This window comes from Gelidibacter sp., assembly GCF_053579655.1.
Window position 1 is genome coordinate 17,970 of record NZ_JBMDWE010000034.1, and the last position, 21,320, is coordinate 39,289.

General features: G+C 38.0%; 18 protein-coding genes. 9 read left to right on the forward strand and 9 right to left on the reverse strand.

The window, feature by feature from the left end; translation table 11 throughout:
- Nucleotides 1-23: 23 nt before the first annotated feature.
- The 3 genes from ACOH2D_RS14955 to mraZ are packed head-to-tail and all read right to left on the reverse strand — an operon-like array spanning nt 24 to nt 1,736.
- Entirely contained in the window at nt 24-341 is a 318-nt protein-coding gene (locus ACOH2D_RS14955) for an FtsL-like putative cell division protein (RefSeq protein ID WP_348037682.1), read from the reverse strand.
- 41 nt (nt 342-382) lie between these two features.
- A complete protein-coding gene (gene rsmH / locus ACOH2D_RS14960; protein WP_449535717.1) occupies nt 383-1,279 on the reverse strand; it encodes a 16S rRNA (cytosine(1402)-N(4))-methyltransferase RsmH in 897 nt (298 codons plus the stop codon).
- Nucleotides 1,266-1,736, reverse strand: coding sequence for a division/cell wall cluster transcriptional repressor MraZ (gene mraZ, locus ACOH2D_RS14965; RefSeq protein WP_348037685.1), 471 nt, complete (start codon nt 1,734-1,736; stop codon nt 1,266-1,268). The genes rsmH and mraZ overlap by 14 nt, the downstream gene beginning before the upstream one ends.
- A gap of 298 nt (nt 1,737-2,034) precedes the next feature.
- Here mraZ and ACOH2D_RS14970 point away from each other — a divergent pair, with 298 nt between their 5' ends.
- Both ACOH2D_RS14970 and yihA read left to right on the forward strand, forming a co-directional pair.
- On the forward strand, nt 2,035-2,799 hold the full coding sequence (locus tag ACOH2D_RS14970; RefSeq protein WP_348037687.1) for an alpha/beta fold hydrolase: 765 nt from the start codon (nt 2,035-2,037) through the stop codon (nt 2,797-2,799).
- A gap of 262 nt (nt 2,800-3,061) precedes the next feature.
- Nucleotides 3,062-3,673, forward strand: coding sequence for a ribosome biogenesis GTP-binding protein YihA/YsxC (gene yihA, locus ACOH2D_RS14975; protein ID WP_348037703.1), 612 nt, complete (start codon nt 3,062-3,064; stop codon nt 3,671-3,673).
- A 91-nt stretch (nt 3,674-3,764) separates the two neighbouring features.
- On the opposite strand, the gene ACOH2D_RS14980 is transcribed toward yihA, so the two are convergent.
- The gene (locus ACOH2D_RS14980) at nt 3,765-5,990 is read right to left on the reverse strand and encodes a carboxy terminal-processing peptidase (RefSeq protein WP_449535721.1); all 2,226 of its coding nucleotides are present in this window, start codon (nt 5,988-5,990) and stop codon (nt 3,765-3,767) included.
- 191 nt (nt 5,991-6,181) lie between these two features.
- On the opposite strand from ACOH2D_RS14980, the gene surE reads away from it, so the two are divergent.
- The 6 genes from surE to ACOH2D_RS15010 all read left to right on the forward strand — a co-directional run bounded on the left by surE (nt 6,182) and on the right by ACOH2D_RS15010 (nt 11,811).
- A complete protein-coding gene (gene surE / locus ACOH2D_RS14985) occupies nt 6,182-6,958 on the forward strand; it encodes a 5'/3'-nucleotidase SurE (protein WP_348037689.1) in 777 nt (258 codons plus the stop codon).
- On the forward strand, nt 6,951-7,235 hold the full coding sequence (locus ACOH2D_RS14990) for a hypothetical protein (protein ID WP_348037691.1): 285 nt from the start codon (nt 6,951-6,953) through the stop codon (nt 7,233-7,235). Before surE ends, ACOH2D_RS14990 begins: the two co-directional genes overlap by 8 nt.
- A gap of 55 nt (nt 7,236-7,290) precedes the next feature.
- Nucleotides 7,291-8,418 (forward strand): lipid-A-disaccharide synthase, encoded by a 1,128-nt coding sequence (gene lpxB / locus ACOH2D_RS14995; protein WP_348037693.1) that lies wholly within the window; start codon nt 7,291-7,293, stop codon nt 8,416-8,418.
- Between the two features lie 113 nt (nt 8,419-8,531).
- Nucleotides 8,532-9,143: a C40 family peptidase gene (locus ACOH2D_RS15000; protein WP_348037695.1), complete on the forward strand. Its 612-nt coding sequence runs from the start codon at nt 8,532-8,534 to the stop codon at nt 9,141-9,143.
- Between the two features lie 150 nt (nt 9,144-9,293).
- Nucleotides 9,294-9,746 carry a C40 family peptidase gene (locus ACOH2D_RS15005; RefSeq protein ID WP_449535718.1) on the forward strand — a complete coding sequence of 151 codons (453 nt, stop codon included), beginning with the start codon at nt 9,294-9,296 and terminating at the stop codon, nt 9,744-9,746.
- A 25-nt stretch (nt 9,747-9,771) separates the two neighbouring features.
- Complete coding sequence (locus tag ACOH2D_RS15010; protein WP_449535719.1) at nt 9,772-11,811, forward strand: ComEC/Rec2 family competence protein; 2,040 nt, start codon at nt 9,772-9,774, stop codon at nt 11,809-11,811.
- 94 nt (nt 11,812-11,905) lie between these two features.
- Here the strand turns inward: ACOH2D_RS15010 and ACOH2D_RS15015 are convergent, their stop codons facing one another.
- From ACOH2D_RS15015 to ACOH2D_RS15035, 5 genes are all read right to left on the reverse strand, one after another.
- Nucleotides 11,906-12,454, reverse strand: coding sequence for a thioredoxin family protein (locus ACOH2D_RS15015; RefSeq protein WP_348035165.1), 549 nt, complete (start codon nt 12,452-12,454; stop codon nt 11,906-11,908).
- Between the two features lie 87 nt (nt 12,455-12,541).
- Nucleotides 12,542-14,329 (reverse strand): peptide MFS transporter, encoded by a 1,788-nt coding sequence (locus tag ACOH2D_RS15020; RefSeq protein ID WP_348035164.1) that lies wholly within the window; start codon nt 14,327-14,329, stop codon nt 12,542-12,544.
- 38 nt (nt 14,330-14,367) lie between these two features.
- Nucleotides 14,368-15,966 (reverse strand): peptide MFS transporter, encoded by a 1,599-nt coding sequence (locus ACOH2D_RS15025; RefSeq protein ID WP_348035163.1) that lies wholly within the window; start codon nt 15,964-15,966, stop codon nt 14,368-14,370.
- 15 nt (nt 15,967-15,981) lie between these two features.
- A complete protein-coding gene (locus ACOH2D_RS15030) occupies nt 15,982-17,562 on the reverse strand; it encodes a peptide MFS transporter (RefSeq protein WP_348035162.1) in 1,581 nt (526 codons plus the stop codon).
- Nucleotides 17,563-17,573: 11 nt separating this feature from the next.
- Nucleotides 17,574-19,742: a S9 family peptidase gene (locus ACOH2D_RS15035; RefSeq protein WP_348035161.1), complete on the reverse strand. Its 2,169-nt coding sequence runs from the start codon at nt 19,740-19,742 to the stop codon at nt 17,574-17,576.
- A gap of 146 nt (nt 19,743-19,888) precedes the next feature.
- Here ACOH2D_RS15035 and ACOH2D_RS15040 point away from each other — a divergent pair, with 146 nt between their 5' ends.
- Entirely contained in the window at nt 19,889-21,217 is a 1,329-nt protein-coding gene (locus tag ACOH2D_RS15040; RefSeq protein WP_449535720.1) for a hydroxymethylglutaryl-CoA reductase, degradative, read from the forward strand.
- The last annotated feature ends 103 nt before the right edge of the window (nt 21,218-21,320 follow it).

The following is a 21,320-nucleotide window of genomic DNA, read 5'->3' on the forward strand; positions in this document are numbered from 1 at the left end:
ATGTTCTTTTCAGTGTCTGCCACTTATTTCTCTGATTTTACTTTTATTTTTTTTGGCGGATTTGGAGAGGGTGCAATCTCTTTTTCTGCCATTTTTTGAACGATGCCAGACTCCATTTTGAGACGCATCAACTTTGATCTTCCATCCACAAATGCGGAACGCCATTCTTTAACTTCATTATTTAAGCGCGCTATATCATGTACTTTTTGATCGGCACTATGTGAACTCGCAATCATGATAATAGCCAAAACAGAAATAAAAATGATGACTCTCCAATTTTTGAAGGAATCATCGCTGACCAAAAACTTACCTCTTAATATGTGATAAATATTGTTTTTCATTCCCACATTCCTGCGAAGGCAGGAATCTTATTTAATTCAACTTATATCTTTTCAGCAATTCGAAGCTTTGCACTTCGCGCTCTACTGTTTTCTTTTATCTCAGCTTTTGACGGCACAATCAATCCACCAACTTTTTTTAATGGCACTTCAAAATTTCCAAACACATCGCGCTCTGGCTCGCCTTCAAACATCCCATTTCTTATAAAACGCTTTACCAATCGATCTTCCAATGAATGGTATGAAATGCAACTTAAACGACCACCTGTTTTTAACATTTCTGGCGTTTGAATCAGCAATTCCTTTAAAGCTTCAATCTCTTGGTTCACTTCTATGCGAATGGCCTGATAGATTTGCGCCAACACTTTATGCTCATTCTTATGTTTTACAAACTTTTTCAAAACTTCTTTAAGATGCTCGCTTGACTTGATTTCATTTGTCGCGCGTTCTTCAACGATCAACTTTGCCATTGCTGGTGCTTGACGTAATTCGCCATATTGAAAAAGAACATCTCTAATCTGCTCTTCATCATATTTATTGATGACATGAAATGCTGTCAACTGACTATCCTGATTCATTCGCATATCCAAATCAGCTTCAAAGCGCGTTGAAAACCCGCGTTCAGCAACATCAAACTGATGCGAAGACACGCCAAAATCGGCTAAAATCCCATCCACTTCCTTAGCGCCATAAAAACGCACGAAGCGCTTAACGAATCTAAAATTCTCATTGATCAACGTAAAACGAGGATCATCAATCGTATTTAAAAGAGCGTCCTTATCCTGATCAAAAGCGAATAGCTTTCCGTTCGGCCCCAAGCGTCTTAAAATCTCGCGGCTATGACCGCCGCCGCCAAAGGTCACATCAACATACACCCCATCTGGTTTGACATTTAAGCCATCAACCGTCTCCATAAGTAAAACCGGATTATGATATTCCATCTTCGTCATCCTCTTGTCCCATAACCTCCTCAGCCAAATCTGCAAAATCATCGGCCGCATCGTCTATAGCTTGTTCATATTTATCTTTATCCCAGATCTCCACAATATTAATTGCTGAAGACACTACGATATCTTTTGAAATCCCAGAAAACACCATCAAATCCTTAGGGACCAGCAATCTGCCCGTACTATCAACTTCCACAATTTTAACTCCTGCGGTAAACCTTCGGATGAAGTCGTTGTTTTTCTTTTTAAAGCGATTAAGTTTGTTCATTTTTTGCATTAAAGCCTCCCATTCGACCATGGGATACAATTCTAAACAAGGTTGAAAAACCGCTCTTTTTAGAACAAATCCATTTTGAAGCGCAGGCAACAACTGTTTTTTGATCGCAGAAGGCAACATAAGTCTGCCTTTTGCATCTACTTTACATTCGTATGTTCCTATTAATGAGCTCAATTGAATTTGTTTTTGTATCTAACGACCGAGAGTCAAATATATTGAAAATATTACCACCTTTTACCACAATTTACCACTTTTGTTGATAAGTTTACGATTCTGAGCTTAATTTTCGACAAAATGAAGAAAATCAAAATAAATAAAGCCCTGTTTTTGAAGGGATTAAAAAGTGGTAGAAAGTGGACTTTTCGGTTGTAAACAACTTTTCGGAAAGTATTATTTGGAAGAATGTTGAAAAAGAAATAAAATTTCGCTGAAATAACTATATTTGTTTTTTATGCATAACTACCAGCCATTAATGATACACCTCTTAAAAAAAGAAAAGAATTACAGTTATATTGAAGTAGGCGAAGGCAAGCCGATTATTATTCTTCACGGACTAATGGGCGGACTGAGTAATTTTGATGCTGTGGTAAAATACTTTGGAGATAAAGGTTATAAAGTCATCATTCCCGAACTCCCTATTTACACTATGTCTTTATTAAAGACTAATGTTAAAAGCTTTGCTAAATATCTTCATGATTTTATTGAATACAAAGGGCTTGACGATGTTATATTGCTGGGAAATTCCTTAGGTGGACATATTGGTCTCTATCATACAAAGCTTTACCCCGAAAAAGTAAAAGCACTCATTATTACTGGAAGTTCTGGTTTGTATGAAAGCGCCATGGGCGGTGGTTACACTAAACGAGGCGACTATGAAGTGATCAAGAAAAAGGCACAGGATGTTTTTTACGATCCTGCAGTGGCGACCAAAGACATTGTGGATGAAGTTTATGAAACTGTCAATGACCGAAATAAACTGATCAAAACCTTAGCCATTGCGAAAAGTGCGATCCGACATAATATGTCAAAGGATTTGCCTAAGATGGATTTGCCCGTATGCATTATATGGGGGAAAAATGATATTGTCACGCCTCCTGAAGTTGCCGAAGAATTTCATCAACTTTTACCAGATTCTGAATTGCACTGGATCGACAAATGTGGACATGCCGCTATGATGGAGCATCCTGACGAATTTAACGCGATCCTTGCGGAGTGGCTTTTGAAGAGGAATCTTTGAAATTGAAATTGAAGTTGAAGCTCAAGACCGATGACCGATGACCGATGACCGATGACCGATGACCGATGACCGATGACCGATGACAGATGACAGATGACAGATGACAGATGACGGATGACAGATGACGGATGACAGATGACGGATGACCGGGACTGAGGACTGAGGACTGCCGACTGAATACACCTACCACAGCATAAATTCAAAAAACTTTGCGTTCTTTGCGCAATCTTTGCGCCCTTTGCGTTTAAAACCTAATATCATGATCATCAAAACTGCCGAATTTTTAATGAGCAACTCCGAAGTGAGTAAATGCCCTAAAGATATTTTGCCAGAATACGCCTTTATAGGTCGTAGTAATGTGGGCAAATCGTCCTTGATCAACATGCTTACCGATCATAAAAACTTAGCGAAAACATCGGGCAGACCGGGAAAAACACAACTTATCAATCATTTTTTAATCAACAAAAATTGGTTTTTGGTCGATTTACCAGGTTATGGTTACGCTCGTGTTTCAAAATCATCCAAAAAGAAATTCCAGAGATTCATTACTGACTATTTTGAAGAACGTCAACAATTAGCCTTAGCCTTTGTTTTGGTGGACATCCGACATGAGGCTCAAAAAATAGATTTGGAATTCTTGGAATATATGGGAGAAGGTGGGATTCCCTTCTGTATTATTTTTACAAAAGCAGATAAGTTAAAACCAAAAGCCATTGAGCGCAATGTTGCGGCTTATATGGAAAAGCTTCTCGAAACATGGGAAGAAACCCCTAAATACTTTATTACCTCTTCCTCCTCTGCCATTGGACGGGATGAAGTCCTCGCACAAATTGATACTACAAATGATGAAATGAATGCATTGAGAAAGAATTAAATACCACAATACAATCAATCACACATAAAAAAAATGCTCCAAAGTTTGAATCAACTTTGGAGCATTTTTATTATCTAATAGTTTGAAGATTTTACTTCTTTACATTATTGACTACTTTTTTAATATCAGTAGGCCCTCTTAAATCATTCAATACATTGAGTGCTTCTTCCACATAAACATCCTGGCTCAACGCTTTGTGCCAGCGCACACGCTTTTCTTTTAAAGTACTATCAGCAACCATCAACTCATTTTCGTATGGCAAGGAGCTGAAGGTTAAATTCGTTTTATAGTCAGCCAACTTTTCGAACTGCTTAGCCTCATCCTCATTTAATTTCAACGCTGTCTTATAGGTATCATATTTAAGTGAATACATATCCTGATCTCTTATTTTTTTAACCCATTTTGCATTCTCATCAATAAGTTTCAGCTGCTCATTTTTCGCAATGCGAGCATAACTGTTATCGATTGCTGTTTGAAAGCCTGAATTATTGTTCCAAACGGTATAATTGGCAGCATCAATTCTGTCATACGGCAATGGATTTTCCTGATTCTTTTCGCCTAAAGCGATATAACTATAGCGATCTGGAACCACCACATCACTTTTCACGCCTTCCAATTGAGTTGACCCACCATCAATTCTGTAATATTTTTGAATGGTATATTTTAATGCACCCATATCTCCCAATGAATTATTCTTCACCATTCGATTTAAATCCAATACGGTCTGAACTGTTCCTTTTCCAAAGGTTTGTTTACTTCCAATAACTAAAGCACGTTTGTAGTCTTGCATAGCGGCAGCTAAAATTTCAGAGGCCGAAGCCGAATTTTCATTCACCAAAATCACCAATGGACCGTCCCAAGTTATCGCTTTATCTTTGTCTCTCAATACTTCTTTTTGACCGCCCGTAGTTTTAACCTGTACAATTGGACCTTCTTTTATAAATAATCCCGCCATATCGATCACGGTTTGCAAGGATCCTCCGCCATTGTTCCTAAGATCTAATACCAATCCTTCAATGTTTTCTTTTTTCAAGCGTTCGATCTCAAGTTTTACGTCGGTAGCTGCATTTCTTTTGTTGTAATCATCCATACTGACATAAAAACCAGGAAGGTTGATGACGCCAAACTTTTTATTATCCTTGATAACGGTTGATGACTTCGCATAAACCTCTTCTAATTCTACAATATCCCTTGCAATCTTTAAGTCTTCAATAGTCCCATCTACTTTTTTCAAAGTTAAGATGACGCTTGTTCCTTTAGGACCTTTTATCAATTTCACAGCATCTTCCAAACGCATCCCAACAATACTCACTGCAGGCTCACCATTATCTTGCTGTACTTTAAGGATTTGGTCGCCCGCCTCCATTTTATTCTGTTTCCATGCTGGACCACCACTGATGATTTCCATAATGGTCACAACATCCATCTTTTTTTGTAATCTTGCACCAATACCTTCAAATTTTCCAGACATGGCCACATCAAAACGCTCTTTATCTTCCGGAGCGTAGTAAAATGTATGTGGATCAAATTCGGCAACAATGGCATTCAAATAAACGGCAAACCAATCTTCACGATTACGTTCATTGATATAGTCATAAAGCTCATTTAGAGAACTCAAAGTCGTGTTACGTGCCTCTGCCTCTAATTCAGATAATGATTTCATTTCCTTTGGATCTTTTGAATCTTTAGTTTTATCTGATTTCGGAAGCTCCCTCATTTCTGAATCAAGCATTTGATATTCATCATCGGTCATGTTCTTAACTTTATTCTTTGAGGAAATAGTGTTTTCCTGCTGAGAAATCAAATCGTCATAATTGGCAATCGTTGAAAACTTAAGTTGGGTTCTCCAACGGTCACGCATTTCCTTTTTTGAATTGACATAGGCCAATTTCTTGTAATCTGTATTGATATCTTCGTCTACATTGTAATCAAAAGGTTTTGCCAATACATCTTTATACAGGATTTGAGACTCTTCAATACGTTGCAATAAACGCTCGTGGGTCAAATTAAAAAATGACAAATCGTAACTTTTTAACTGGTCATCAATTTGATCTTTATAAGCTTCAAATTCTTTGATGTCTGAAGCATAAAAATAACGTTTAAAAGGATCAAGCTGATCCAAGTACGACGCATAAACCTGCTCAGAAAAATCATCATTTAAGTCTTTAGGACTGTAATGACCTTCTTCAAGAACATAGACAATCAACTGCATTAATAATTTATCCCTATCCGGGTCGTCAAAAGTTTTCTTAGTAAAACTGCACGATGCAAACGCTAGCATCAGCGCCAACAACAAAACCTTATAATTCCTTTTCATGATATCTTTCATATTGTTTTATAGCATTATTTAGAGCATAAGTGCATTAGGCGACTTATTATATTTCACTAAAGTAAAAGAAAAAACCATGCCAATAAAACCAATGCCTACTAATTTTTTGTTAAACCTCCTCAATTAGAGTTATAAGACCTAATTTATGTATTTTAGCAGACTTAAATTAAGTTTGAAAAATGAAGAAAAGACCACTTATTTTAGTGACTAATGATGATGGAATTACAGCACCGGGGCTGAGAACACTAATTGAAGTCATGAAAACCATTGGCGATGTTGTCGTCGTTGCTCCCGATAGTCCACAAAGCGCAATGGGCCATGCCATTACTGTCAACTCGACACTTTATGTTGAAGAAGTACAAATAGATCCTGACGGAACCATTGAATATAGCTGTTCTGGCACCCCTGCCGACTGCGTGAAATTGGCCGTTAAGCAAGTTTTGGGCAGACGACCGGATCTTTGCGTCTCAGGCATCAACCACGGCTCCAACTCCTCCATTAATGTCATTTATTCAGGTACCATGAGTGCTGCTTTGGAAGCCGGCATTGAAGGTATTCCTGCTATTGGGTTTTCACTGTGTGATTATAAATGGAGTGCCAACTTTGAAGCCTGTAAAGGCTTTGTGAAAACCATTACTGAAAATGTATTGAAAAATGGATTGCCAACAGGAGTGGTCCTGAATGTAAACATCCCTAATTTACCTAAAGAAGCGATTAAAGGCATTAAAATATGCCGTCAAGCAAAAGCCAATTGGGAAGAAGAATTTGACAAGCGTACCAACCCGAATGGCCGTGATTACTATTGGTTGGCTGGGAAATTTGTTAATTTAGATCACGGCGAAGATACGGATGAGTGGGCTTTGGAGCATGGTTATGTTTCCGTGGTTCCTGTTCAGTTTGATTTGACCGCCCATCACTGTATTCAAAATTTAAACACTTGGAATTTAAATGATTAAAAAAGAACTATTTATCGGTTTTTTGGTAGGATTAATTGCCAATGCCTTCGGCTTCATTATTGCCATCTTTATTTTCGGAAATGGCGAAAGAATTTCTGACGTTTTCAGACAATCGTTAGCTCAGGGATTTTTCAACAAATTAGTGAGTATTGGCGCCTTGTTAAATCTTGTTGCGTTTTTCCTATTCCTCAAACAAAAACGCGATTATCGTGCGCGAGGTGTTATTTTCGCAACGATAACCGTCACGATTGCCACGTTTTTATTAAATTACAAGTAATAAAAACAGATTAATTCTGATCTGTTTTTAACCCTAATACCGCAATTCACAAAAAATGAAATACTATATCATTGCTGGCGAAGCCTCTGGAGATTTACATGGTGCCAACCTCATGAAGGCATTGCAAAAACAAGACGTGGACGCAGAATTCAGGTTTTGGGGTGGCGATTTGATGCAAGCGGTTAGCCCGACTCTTGTAAAACATTATCGGGAGTTGGCTTTTATGGGCTTTTTGGAAGTGGTCATGAACTTAAAAGCAATCACCAAAAATCTGGCATTTTGCAAAGCTGATATTGAACAATACAATCCAGACGTTCTTATTTTCATTGACTATCCGGGATTTAATTTGCGCATTGCCAAATGGGCGAAGGAAAAAGGATATAAAACCCATTATTATATCTCGCCTCAAATTTGGGCTTGGAAAGAAAACAGGATTCACGCCATCAAACGTGATGTTGACAAGATGTATGTCATATTGCCGTTTGAAAAATCGTTTTATGAAGACAAACATCAATATCCTGTCGAGTTTGTTGGGCACCCGTTGATTGATGCCATTGCAGACAGAGCGCAAGTGAGCGAAACTGAATTTAGGGTCAAACACAAACTTTCTGACAAACCAATCATCGCCCTGCTGCCAGGAAGTAGAAAGCAGGAAATCAGAAAAATGCTTTCCGTTATGCTAAGTGTCGTTAAGGATTTTAAAGACTATCAATTTGTAATTGCAGGCGCACCAAGTCAGGATTACGAATTTTACGGCAGCTTCATCAAAAAGGAAAATGTATCCTTTGTCAATAATGTAACTTATGATCTATTGAGCGTTAGTACAGCTGCTTTGGTAACTTCAGGAACGGCAACTTTGGAAACCGCTTTGTTTAAAGTACCAGAAGTTGTATGCTATAAAGGAAGTTGGTTGTCCTATCAAATCGCAAAACGCATCATCAATTTAAAATACATCTCCTTGGTAAATTTGATAATGGATAAGCCCGTAGTCGTCGAATTAATTCAGGATGATTTCAACACTAAACGTCTAAAAAAGGAACTCCACAACATTCTACAATCTGACAAAAGGGAACAACTTTTTATGGAATATTTTGAATTGGAAAAGCAACTAGGAGGAAAAGGTGCGAGTGAAAAAACGGCACAATTGATTATTAAAGACGTTAAAAAGCATAAAACACAATAATTTTATCGAAAAATTTTATACTTTCGGCAATCAATCAACGTTTAATAAAAACTTTGCTATTGCCAAAATATGGTAATAAGTTTCTATTTGTATAAAAAATTATATTTGGCCTTATGAAAAAGATCGCGCTACTCCTTCTTTTGCTGATCACTTTTAGCAGCTGCAACTCCTCCAAAACATTTGTGACAACCAATTCAAAGAACACTAAAATTGAATCAGATCCAATAAAACTACCGGCAAACCCTACCTTATCCATTGAAACGAGCATTGTCGATTTAACCCCTGTAGAATTAGCACCGATTGATTTAAACATTATAACCGACATCCCAAAAGCCATTGAAACACAAGCCAACCGCATTGTAAATTATGCTTTTGCATTTGATGGCGTCAGATACAAACGAGGCGGTACCACAAAAGAAGGCATGGATTGTTCTGGTTTGGTTGTGACCACTTTTGACAGCGAAAATATTTCTTTGCCAAGAGTATCTCGAGAAATCGCACGTACTGGCAATTCCATTGATCTGAACCAAGTAAGCAAAGGCGATTTATTATTTTTTGCCACACGTAAAAATAGTCGAACCATTAGCCATGTCGGAATTGTGACGACGGTTAAAGATGGTATTGTAGAATTTATCCATGCCAGTACGAGCAGTGGCGTGATCGTTTCTAACATGGCCGAAAAATATTGGAACTACGCCTTTATACAAGCAAGACGAGTTATATAGTGCAAATACCAATTAAACACTTAGTTTTGGGCTAAAAGTTTCCATAATTCCATATTTTACAAAAAAACTAACTTTCTACAGATGAAAAAGATTGCCCTACTCCTTCTTTTAGTAATCACTTTTAGCAGCTGCAGGTCGTCTAAACGGACTGTGACTACCAAATCAAAGACCGCAAAAATAGATTCCAGATCTAAAAAGTCGGCTCCAATCGCTTACAATCCCCAAGCAGATAAAATCGTGGATTATGCACTCAAATTTGATGGCGTGAAATACAAATATGGTGGCACCACAAAAAAAGGCATGGATTGCTCAGGTTTAGTTGTCACCTCCTTCGATAGTGAAAACATTTCTTTGCCAAGATCCACTGGAGATTTATCAACCACTGGCGACTGGGTGGATTTAAAACAAGTGACTAAAGGCGATCTATTGTTTTTTGCTACCAATAAAAACAGTAGAAAGGTTAACCATGTGGGCATAGTCACTGATGCCAGGGATGGCTATGTTGAATTTATTCACGCAAGTACAAGCAGTGGCGTAATGATTTCCAACATTGCGGAAAAATATTGGTATTTCGCCTTCGTACAAGCGCGACGTGTGATATAATTCTTATTTTTAGTAACTTAGACTTATGAAGTTACTAAATTTTGCGATCATCAAAATTACTCTATGCCTCATTGTAGGCATTCTTTTTGCGCATTATTTCAACTTTCCCACAGATTATATTTTACCAATTACCTTAATTTTCATTGGTAGCCTGTGCATATTACTAATTGTTGAGAAAAGGCGTCTGGTCAAATCAATCGCCTTCGGAATACTCACCGTTTTGACTTTTATCAGCATTGGTATTCTAACCTACCAAGCACATGAACAAAAGCAATTTAAGCAACACTACAGCCAACATATTGATCCTACAAAAGATACTGTAGAAACTATTACCTTTCGGATAAGAGAAGTGCTCAAACCTGGCGTTAATTATGAGAAATATGTTATTGACATTCTCAAAATCAACAATCAAGTTCTTGCTGGAAAAGCACTTTTAAACATAAGAAAAGACAGTCTTTTTGAAGCCTTTAAGGTCGATGATGTTCTTGTGGCTGCAACGTCTTTTAGAGATTTGAATGCTCCATTAAATCCCAATCAATTTGATTATAAGGCCTATCTCGAAAGGCAATATATTTATCATCAAATCTTCGTCGATAATTCTCAACTTTTAGAAATTCCATCTGAGAAACGTACCGTTTTTGGTTATGCTGCGCAATTGCGAACGCATATCAATTCGCAATTAAAACGCTACCACTTTAAACCTGATGAATTAGCCTTGATTAATGCGTTATTATTGGGGCAACGACAGGATATCAGCACTGACATCTACAACAGCTATTCCAAAGCAGGCGTCATTCATATTCTAGCAGTTTCCGGATTGCATGTTGGCATTGTATTATTGTTATTAAATTCCTTGTTCAAACCTTTAGAATATCTAAAGCGTGGAAAAACACTAAAAATCATATTGATTGTGATCATTTTATGGGGTTTTGCCATTGTCGCAGGATTGTCGGCCTCGGTTACCAGAGCGGTAACCATGTTCAGTATTGTGGCCATTGGCTTGAATTTAAAGCGGCCTTCCAATATTTTCAACACCTTGGCCATCTCCATGTTTTTCCTCCTGCTGTTCAAGCCCTTATTCCTGTTTGACGTGGGTTTTCAGATGAGCTATTTGGCCGTCATTGCTATTGTGACCTTGCAACCCCTTATGGTTAAATTATGGGAACCCAAATTAGAGCCTATTAATAAACTTTGGCAAATATTCACGGTTACCATGGCCGCACAGATTGGCGTGATGCCCATTAGTTTATTTTACTTCCATCAATTCCCAGGCTTATTCTTCGTGTCTAATCTGGTCATAATTCCTTTTTTAGGAATCATCTTGGGGATGGGGATTCTCGTCATTTTGATGGCATTACCGAATATCCTTCCGTTTTGGCTGGCCGATTTATATGGTGGCATGATCAGTATCATGAACAGTTTTGTAAGATGGGTTTCACTTCAAGAGAAATTTATATTGAGTGATATCCCATTTAGTGAGCTGCAAGTCCTTAGCGCATACCTCCTGATTATCTCACTCTCCTTTCTATATAAAAAGCAAAGTTTCAAAAGATTATCGATCGCTATGTTGTCGATATTGATGCTGCAATCCGTTTTAATTTTCGAAAAACAAAAGCTTCAGACAGACGAATTGATCGTTTTCCACAAAAGTAGATTTAGCCTTATTGGTATAAAGGAGAATTCCGCTTTAACCGTTTTGCACAACCTTGACCGTGTCGCCATTGACAAAGATTATAGCCTCAGGAATTACAAAATCGGAAATTCGATTAATGACATTAATGAAGCCAGCTTAGAAAACATTTATTTATTTGACAATAAAAAACTCTTAATTATTGACAGTTTAGGGATTTACAACGTTCCTCAGTTAAATCCAGAATATTTGATTTTAAGAAATTCGCCACGCATAAATTTAGAACGTTTATTAGATTCCATCAAGCCAGAACTGATTATTGCAGATGGCAGCAACTATAAAAGTTATCTCCAACGCTGGGAAGCAACTTGCCTAAAACAAAAAATCCCTTTCCACTTGACCAGTAGGGAGGGCGCTTTTGTATTAAAAAAGTAATAATAGGATATTTTGTTTCCCGTTGATTTGGCAGATGTAATTATTAAATCACACATCTTAACAACTCACAACTAAACTACATTCAACGCAACAACTAATCTTTAAACTCAGGCTTAAACGCCGAATTATAAGCGTTAAAATCCTCTTGAGTTTTCATTTCTTTGTGCTTATCTTTTAGAAACATCTTAAGATATAATTCCAATTGCCGTGGCTCTTGATAGCCTCTTAAAGGAAAAATCATGTCACCGATTTCATCAAAAAACACGATCGTTGGATAAGCGTTTACTTGTAATGCATGAGTTAAATTATGAACGCTGTTTCTACGACTTGCCATTTCAGGTTTGTAGCCTTTGTTATCATAAACATTCCCTTTATAGTTGACTTTCTCGTTGCCTTCGGCATCAAATTTAACTGCATAATAGTTGTCATTTACATACTTGGCAACATCTGCATTTTGGAAGGTGTTTTTATCCAACATTTTACATGGACCGCACCAATTGGTATAAACATCCATCATGATTTTTTTAGGTTTTTTCTTTTGAAGCGCCAAGGCTTCTTCAAAAGTGACCCAATTTATCTTTTGGGCGATACTGGTCAATGACATTGAGAGCGTCAAAACCATTACGAATGCTAATTTTTTCATTTTAATAACTTTTTACAAATCTAAGTTGAAAGTACAAAAAATGCTCCAAAAGTGGAGCATTTCACGTTTATTTAACTAATTAAGAAATTATCGTACGCCGTGCATCAATTTTTTAAGAACAGGATTTAATACCATTGATACTAAACCAACTGCAATAGGAACAACGGCAAATATTAAAAAGAATATTCCTAATGAATATTGCTCTGATATTTTATCAATCATACCACCCATATTATTTGCCAATTTCTGACCAACTGCTATCGCCAAATACCAAACACCGAACATAAACCCAATCATACGCGCAGGTACTAACTTACTTAAATAAGACAATCCTAACGGCGATAAACAAAGCTCGCCCATCGTGTGGAACAAGTAGGCCAGAATTAAGAATATCATGCTTACCGATGCCGTTTTAGCTCCCGAAGGAATGTCTGAAGCGCCATAAGCCAAGATTCCAAATCCTAAACCTAATAACACTAATCCAATCGCATATTTCATAGCCGCACTCGGATTGTATTTACTTTCCCACCATTTCGAGAATATTGGTGCCAAAGTAATAATAAAGAACGAGTTTAAAATCCCGAACCAAGTGGCATCAACTTTTAATTCATCAGAAAATGATTTGTCATAGATACGGTATATTACTAATACCCATAAGCCAAGGAAGGCAATCGCCAACATGATGTTTGAAGCGCCAATTTTAGTAAAGGTCTTTTTGAAAATCAAGAAGATAACATAGGTAATGATGATTAACGGAATGGTCGTTAATAAGCCATCCACAATCTTAAATATAGTAGCCGTATTACCTACTAAGTCACGATTGGTATAATCACTCGCAAATAAGGTCATCGATCCCAGAGATTGTTCAAAGAAGGCAAAAAAGAACACCGTAAAAAGGGCGAAAATAGAAACGGCAATCAAACGATCCCTAACAATAGGAATATACCGTGAAATCCGCATGATTAACAAGGCTAAAAAGAGCACTAAAGCCAAAATGACGACAAAGTCTGTCCCACTATAACCGAGAACTTCAAAAGGCAACATTGAAGTGCCTCCAATAGTCTCTAAAGGATCATTGAACAAATACAAAAGTCCACCGACGGATGATAAGGCAATCAGAATTTTATCTAGTGTTGTAAAAGGATTCAACTTGGAGGCTGCCTCCATTTCTTCTTTGATCACATTTGGATCGTTAGCATCTTCGCCATCATGTAATAGCACTTCAATATTCTTTGAAGGCGCTGCACCGATCTTACCAAAAATTTGATGTGCCAATAAAAACTGAAGCATTCCTAATAACATAAAAATACCCGCAAGACCAAAACCATAAGCCCATCCGTAGTTTTCAGCTAAATAGCCACACAACATCATCCCGAAAAACGCTCCGGCGTTGACACCCATATAGAATATTGTATAAGCACCATCCTTTTTTGACTCTCTGGTTTTGTACATTTCAGAGATGATTGAGGTAATATTTGGCTTAAAGAAACCAGTTCCAAGCACTAATAAAGCCAAACCTAAGTAAAAGGAAAATGTAGTTTCAAGCGCCATCGCGGCATGACCAAGTGTCATAATGATACAGCCGATAACTACAGCAATACGGTAACCTGTAAACTTATCCGCAATCCATCCCCCAATAATCGGTGTTAAATATAAAAGAGAGGCATACGTACCGATTAATGAAAGGGCGTGTTCACGCGGCCAATCCCAACCTGGGTTATCACTCACTAAAGGTGCCGTTAAAAATAAAATAAGGAGGATACGCATTCCATAAAAAGAAAAACGTTCCCACATCTCGGTAAAAAACAAGATGAAAAGTCCTATGGGATGTCCAAGAACGGTGTCTTTAAATAGATTTTCAATATCAGTATTCATTAGGGGTAATATTTTATTTGTTTATATACTCAGTTAAATTATCGAACCTCTTGCATGAGTTTGCGAACTAAAGGCGAAATGACAATAAGAACAATCCCTGCAATTAATGCATAAATTGCCAATTGATAATAGCCATCTGTATAGGTAATCAGTTTTTCGTAGAGCGTATCATTTTCGCTGCCTTCCGACAAACCTGCACCAAGAATTCCAGCAACATATTGTCCGTAAGCACTGGCTAAAAACCAACTTCCCATCATCACACCTTGCATGCGAATTGGCGAAAGTTTAGTCATAATAGAAAGTCCGATAGGTGATAAACACAACTCTCCAAACGTAATCACAAGATAAGCCATGGCAAACACATCCAAACTCGCCACTCCAGAACCTACGACGGTTTCAAAAAATCGGGTCGCATAAAGTGTGTAAAAACCACCTGCTAGAAATATAAATCCTAGACCAAATTTAACAACCGTGTTGGGTTCAATTTTCTTTTTGGCTAAGGCCACCCAAAGTAAACCAACAAGAGGTGCAAAAATGATAACAAATACTGAGTTGGCGGCATTATTGACCCCATTGGGATCTAATACAACACTTCCCATAACCGTATCGCTAAGGTTTTGCGCTGCAAAAATACTTAAGGATCCTCCACTTTGTTCAAAAAAAGCCCAGAAGATGATTGAGAAAAATATAAAAATAAGAGCCGCTACCAGTTTTTTGACTTCCGACCAGGTATGCTTGGTCATTTCATAAATCAAATACACCAAGGTTGCTGGCCCAATGATATACATAAACCAATCGGTATATTCTGTTTTAGCCACCATGGTCATGATGATAGGAATTACTAAAAGCGTCCCTGCATAAACGGCATATTCATACCATTTTTTCCCAGAAGCCTTTGTTTCAACCGTGTTACCATCTTGATCGATCATGGTTTTCGCTTTAAAGGGCGATAACCCAATGGTTCCTAATCCTTTTTGAGTAAAGATAAAGGTCACTAAACTGATGGTCATCGCAACTGCTGCAAGTCCGAAAGCTAAATTCCAACGGTATGCCTCAGGAACAAAACTGCTAAAAAGCTGCCCTTTTCCGATCGCAATACAGCCATAGCCACCCAATAAAGCACCAATATTAATACCTGAATAAAACATTGAAAACCCAGCATCTCTTCGGCTATCGTTGGACTTGTATAAGGAGCCGACCATAGTAGAAATATTAGGTTTAAAGAAACCTGTTCCTACAATGGTAAAACTGATTCCTAAAAAGAAATTATGCTCCGGAAATGGATCGAATGCCAGAATCAAACTTCCGACAATCATCATAATGCCACCCCAAAACAAAGATTTTCTAAACCCTAAAATTTTATCTGCAAATAATCCTCCAATAAATGTAAACGCATACACGAAGGCTTGGGTAGCGCCATACTGCAAATTGGCTTGACCGGCTCCCATGTGTGCTCCATTTTCGAGCACCAAATGAGTGACCATAAAATAAGTCAATACTCCACGCATTCCATAAAAACAGAAACGTTCCCACATTTCTGAGAAAAACAACCCCCAAAGTTGTTTAGGGTACTTTCCTGAAAAGTTTTGAATTCTCTCTAATTCAGGATCGATCAATACGCGGTTAGTTGCATTCATATAGGTTAGATAAAATTAATGAATTCCGTGCATCATTTTCTTTAAGATAGGCGAGATCAAAATCAACACTAATCCTGCAGCAGCTGGCATGACAGCAAATATTCCAAAGAAATAAGACAGAGAATGTTCCTCGGCAATTCGATCGATCAATCCGCCACCAAATCCGGCTAAACCATTGGCGATTCCCGATGCCATAAACCAAGCACCAAAAATCAAGCCTACGAACTTTTTAGGCGATAACTTACTGACATATGAAAGACCAACGGGCGACAAACATAACTCTCCAGTTGTATGGAAGAAATAAGCCGCAATTAACCAAATCATGCTTACCGAAGCTGTTTGTGCACCTTGAGGAATATCTTTAGCACCGAAAGCCAGTACAGCAAATCCGACACCCACCAAGATAAGACCTAAGGCAAATTTAATAGGACCTGCTGGATTCCATACTTTTTCCCACATCTTACTAAAAGCCGAAGCCAAAGTAATAATGAAAAAGGAGTTTAGAATCTGAAACCAAGACGCTGTAACCTCTGTTTCAACAGCATTGAATTCACGACCAATTTTCCAAAGACCCAGTCCCCAAACAATTAAAAACGAAATGGCAGTAAAAATAATTGTAGTCGGATATTTGGAATAAATCTTCTTCCCTAATGACCACAAAACGTATGTTACAATAACCAATGGGAATAAGGTTAACAAAGTATCCACCCACATAAAAATAGTTCCAGCATTCCCTGGAAGAATACGCTGGGTATAATCAAGAGCAAAAATACTCATCGACCCTCCTGCCTGTTCGAAAGAAAGGAAGAAAAATATACTAAAAAACATCAATACAACCACTACGATCAAACGATCTCTGACCACATTTGTAGGTAGTTGCTCATCTTCTTCCTCAACCCCTTTTTTAACTGATTCCTTATGTTCTTTTGGAGATTCTCCAACGATTCCAAATAACTTGCCTGCAAAATAAAATTGCAGTCCTCCGAACATCATGAATACTCCAGCTAAACCGAAACCATAATGCCATCCTACTTTTTCTCCGATATAACCACACAACAACATTCCTAAAAATGCTCCAGCGTTAATACCCATATAGAAAATGGTGTATCCTCCATCTTTCTTAGTGCTGTTATCTGGATATAATTGACCTACCATAGAGGAAATATTCGGCTTAAACATACCGTTTCCTAGAATCATTAAGCCCAATCCAATGTAGAAGAAATTAGCGTTTACCATTTCGAGAGCCATTGAGGCATGTCCCAGAGTCATAATTATCGCACCCAAAATAATGGCCTTTCTAAACCCTGTAAATCTATCGGCGATGATCCCTCCTAATAAAGGGGTAAAATAGACCAACATGGTATACAATCCAAATAGATTCATGGCTTCCGAACGAGACCATTCCCATCCCCCATCAGCCACTTGACTGACTAAAAATATAACCAGCAATGCTCGCATGCCATAATAACTGAAGCGCTCCCACATCTCTGTAAAAAATAACACAAACAATCCTGCCGGATGTCCCATTACCATTTTGTCGTCAATACCTTGTTTTGCGAGATGCGCGATTAATCCTTGATCATGTTCTTGGCTCATAAATTCTGTTTTTATAGGTTTTCTTTAATATAGTTAGTCATTTTGGTATATAAGTGCAGTCTGGTTTTGCCGCCATAGATACCGTGGTTTTTATCAGGGTAAATCATCCATTCAAATTGCTTATTGGCTTGCACTAAGGCTTCAACCATAAGCATCGTGTTCTGGACATGCACGTTATCATCTGAAGTTCCATGAATGAGCAAAAAATTACCCTTTAATTTGTCGACATGGAAAATTGGAGAGTTTTCGTCATATCCCGATGGGTTTTCCTGAGGTGTGGTCATATAACGCTCGGTATAAATAGTGTCGTAAAAACGCCAGCTTGTCACAGGCGCCACAGCAATGGCCATTTTAAAAACGTCATTGCCTTTAAATAAGGCGTTACTACTCATAAACCCACCGTAACTCCAGCCCCAAATGCCAATTCTGCTTTTATCAATATAGTTTCTTGCGCCTAACTCCTTCGCCGCTTGAATCTGATCTTCCACTTCATATTTGCCCAATTCATTTTGGGTGACTTTTTTGAACTCAGCGCCTTTAAATCCAGTCCCTCTACCATCTACACAGGCCACAATATAACCTTGTTGCGCTAAGTAGTAAAACCAATAATCATTAGCATTGTTCCAAGTGTTACTCACGGATTGAGATCCTGGTCCTGAATATTGCGTCATAAACAAAGGATAGCTTTTTGATGGATCAAAATTGGCCGGTTTAATCATCCACATGTTCAAATCGTTGCCATTAACCGCAATGGTGCTGAACTCCTTGGTTGGTAGATGGTAAGCTTGCAGCGCTTTCTCCAAAGCAATATTGTCTTTTATAACTTTAACGAGTTTCCCGTCTTTTGCGGTATGAAGTGTATATTCCGGAGCTGTAGTAGCGCTTGAGAATGTATTAATAAAGTACGTGAAATCAGCACTAAAATCGGCTGAGTTCGTCCCTGTTTTTTGGGTCAAGCGTTTTTTGTTCTTGCCATTTATATTGATAGCATAAACATCTCTATTGATCGATCCGTTTTCCACAGATTGATAAAAAACAATGTTGTTTTTCTCGTCAAAGCCATAATAGTTGGTTACCTCCCAAGGTCCTTTGGTCACTTGATTAATTAATTTACCATCTTTTGAATAATGATAAATATGATTGTAACCGTCCTTTTCAGAGGTCCAGATGAAACTATTATCCTTTAAAAAAGTCAAGTTATCAGTCACATCAACATAGGCCTTATCTTTCTCAGCCAACACCAATTTTGAACTCATGTTGCTGGCGTTAATCATCCATAAATCGAGCTCATTTTGATGTCTGTTGGTATATTGTGCACTAAGGATGTTAGCATCATTAGTCCATTTGATCCGTGGGATATAAAAATCAGAATACGATTTTGACACTTTTACATCGTTAAGCTTTTTAGATTTCAAGTCATAAATATGCAGGGATACGATGGCATTAGCTTCGCCAGCTTTCGGATATTTAAAAACCGTTTGCGTCGGATACAATCCTTGATCATAAACATCCATAGAAAACTCAGGCACCAAGGTTTCATCGAAACGAATAAATGCTAGATGCGTGCCATCAGCATTCCATTCAAACGCGCGTACAAAGGCAAATTCCTCTTCGTACACCCAATCTGTAATACCGTTGATGATTTTATTTTTCTCTCCATCAAAGGTTATTTGCGTGGTTTGGTTGCTTTCAAGATCTTTTATAAACAGATTATTTTGGAGTCCATAAGCCACTTTTTTTCCATCAGGAGATAAGGTTGGCTCTTGTATTTTTTCATCAGAAATTTTAACCAACGATTTGATTTTGGTATCATAAACATAGTACACGCCTAAAGTAGAACGACGGAAGATAGGTTCCACTTCCGTTGCCAAAATGATTTTACTTTCGTCTTTACTAAAGGTATAATCAGAAAAGTTGGCCATACCTTTCAAGTCAGATGAACTTACTAAAGTTTCAACTTTTGACAAGGTTTTATAATCGTAAACATCGATGGCTGTCGAACCGTTTTCAGAGTTAAGTACAGAGTACTGTTTGCCATTATTCATGGAATGCAAAGACTGCATTCCTTCGGTTCTAAAGGTGCCATTCCAGATGGCATCAAGGGTAATTTCCTTATTTTGTGCTGAACTTAAAGCGGTTACCAAGAAACAGATAAACAAGGAACTTTTCAAATACTTCATTAGGGATTTTATTTTTTTTAAAACGCTGTCAAGTTTACTAAAAATAATGCAAAAACACTAACCTTTAAAGTTAAAACGTAATGCCAGCATTTGTATCGGCATAATTAAACGAAGTATAGTATCTTTGTTTTTCTAAACAATTGCTCATGATCAAACCCATAAAAGGCTTTTCCAAATTATCAAAATCAGAAAAAATTGAATGGATTACGGCCACCTATTTTAATGACGCCAAAACCGCAAAACAAGCCATTCAACAATATTGGAACACCGATCGGAAACTACAACAGTTGCATGATGAGTTTATTGAAAACACCATTACCAACTATTACCTTCCGTTTGGCGTAGCGCCCAATTTCCTCATCAATGGGAAACTCTATACCATACCAATGGCCATTGAAGAAAGTTCAGTAGTGGCTGCCGCAAGTAAGGCAGCAAAGTTTTGGTTGGATCGTGGCGGATTTAAAACGGAGGTTATTTCAACTACAAAAATCGGACAAGTCCATTTTATGTACCATGGCAGCTTTAGTAAACTTCAAGCCTTTTTTAAAACTGTAAAGCCGAAACTTATTGAAGACACCAAGCACATCACCAAAAGCATGGAAAAACGTGGTGGTGGCATTTTAGATATTGAGCTAAGGAATAAAACTGAAGATTTAAAAGACTATTACCAGCTTCATGCCACTTTTGAAACCTTGGATGCCATGGGCGCCAACTTCATCAACTCGTGTTTGGAACAATTTGCGAAAACATTTAAAATGGAGGCACTTCATTTTGAAGAATTTTCAGAAGCCGAAAGTCATATTCAAATCGTGATGAGCATCTTGTCCAATTATGTTCCCAACTGTTTGGTAAGAGCTGAGGTTTCATGTCCGGTTGAGGATTTGAATGAAAATAAAACTTTATCTTCAGAAGAATTTGCCCATAAATTTGTGCAAGCGGTGAAGATTGCTGAAATAGAACCTTACCGCGCCGTTACCCACAACAAAGGCATTATGAATGGCATTGATGCCGTTGTATTGGCTACAGGAAACGACTTCAGAGCGATTGAAGCCGGAGCCCATGCGTACGCCTCCAGAAATGGAAGATACAGCAGTCTCTCTCATGCCGAAATAAAAGATGGCATATTCACATTTTGGCTAGAAATCCCATTGGCGCTTGGCACCGTTGGCGGACTGACCAACTTACACCCCTTGGTAAAAGTTGCTTTAGAAATGTTACACCAACCGGATGCCAAAGAATTAATGCAAATTGTAGCTGCCGCTGGATTAGCGCAAAACTTTGCTGCTTTGCGCTCGTTGACCACCACAGGTATTCAAGAAGGCCATATGAAAATGCATTTGATGAATATGCTCAATCAACTCCACGCCACCAAGGATGAAAAGAAGAAAATGGTAGCGTATTTTAAGCACAACACCGTCACGCATAATGCAGTTGAAAAGGCTTTGATCTCAATTAGAATGTTGGCGGACGAATAGGTAGAGGACGGATGACCGATGACGGATGACCGATGACGGATGACCGATGACGGATGACCGAAGACGGATGACAGAGGACGGATGACCGAAGACGGATGACAGA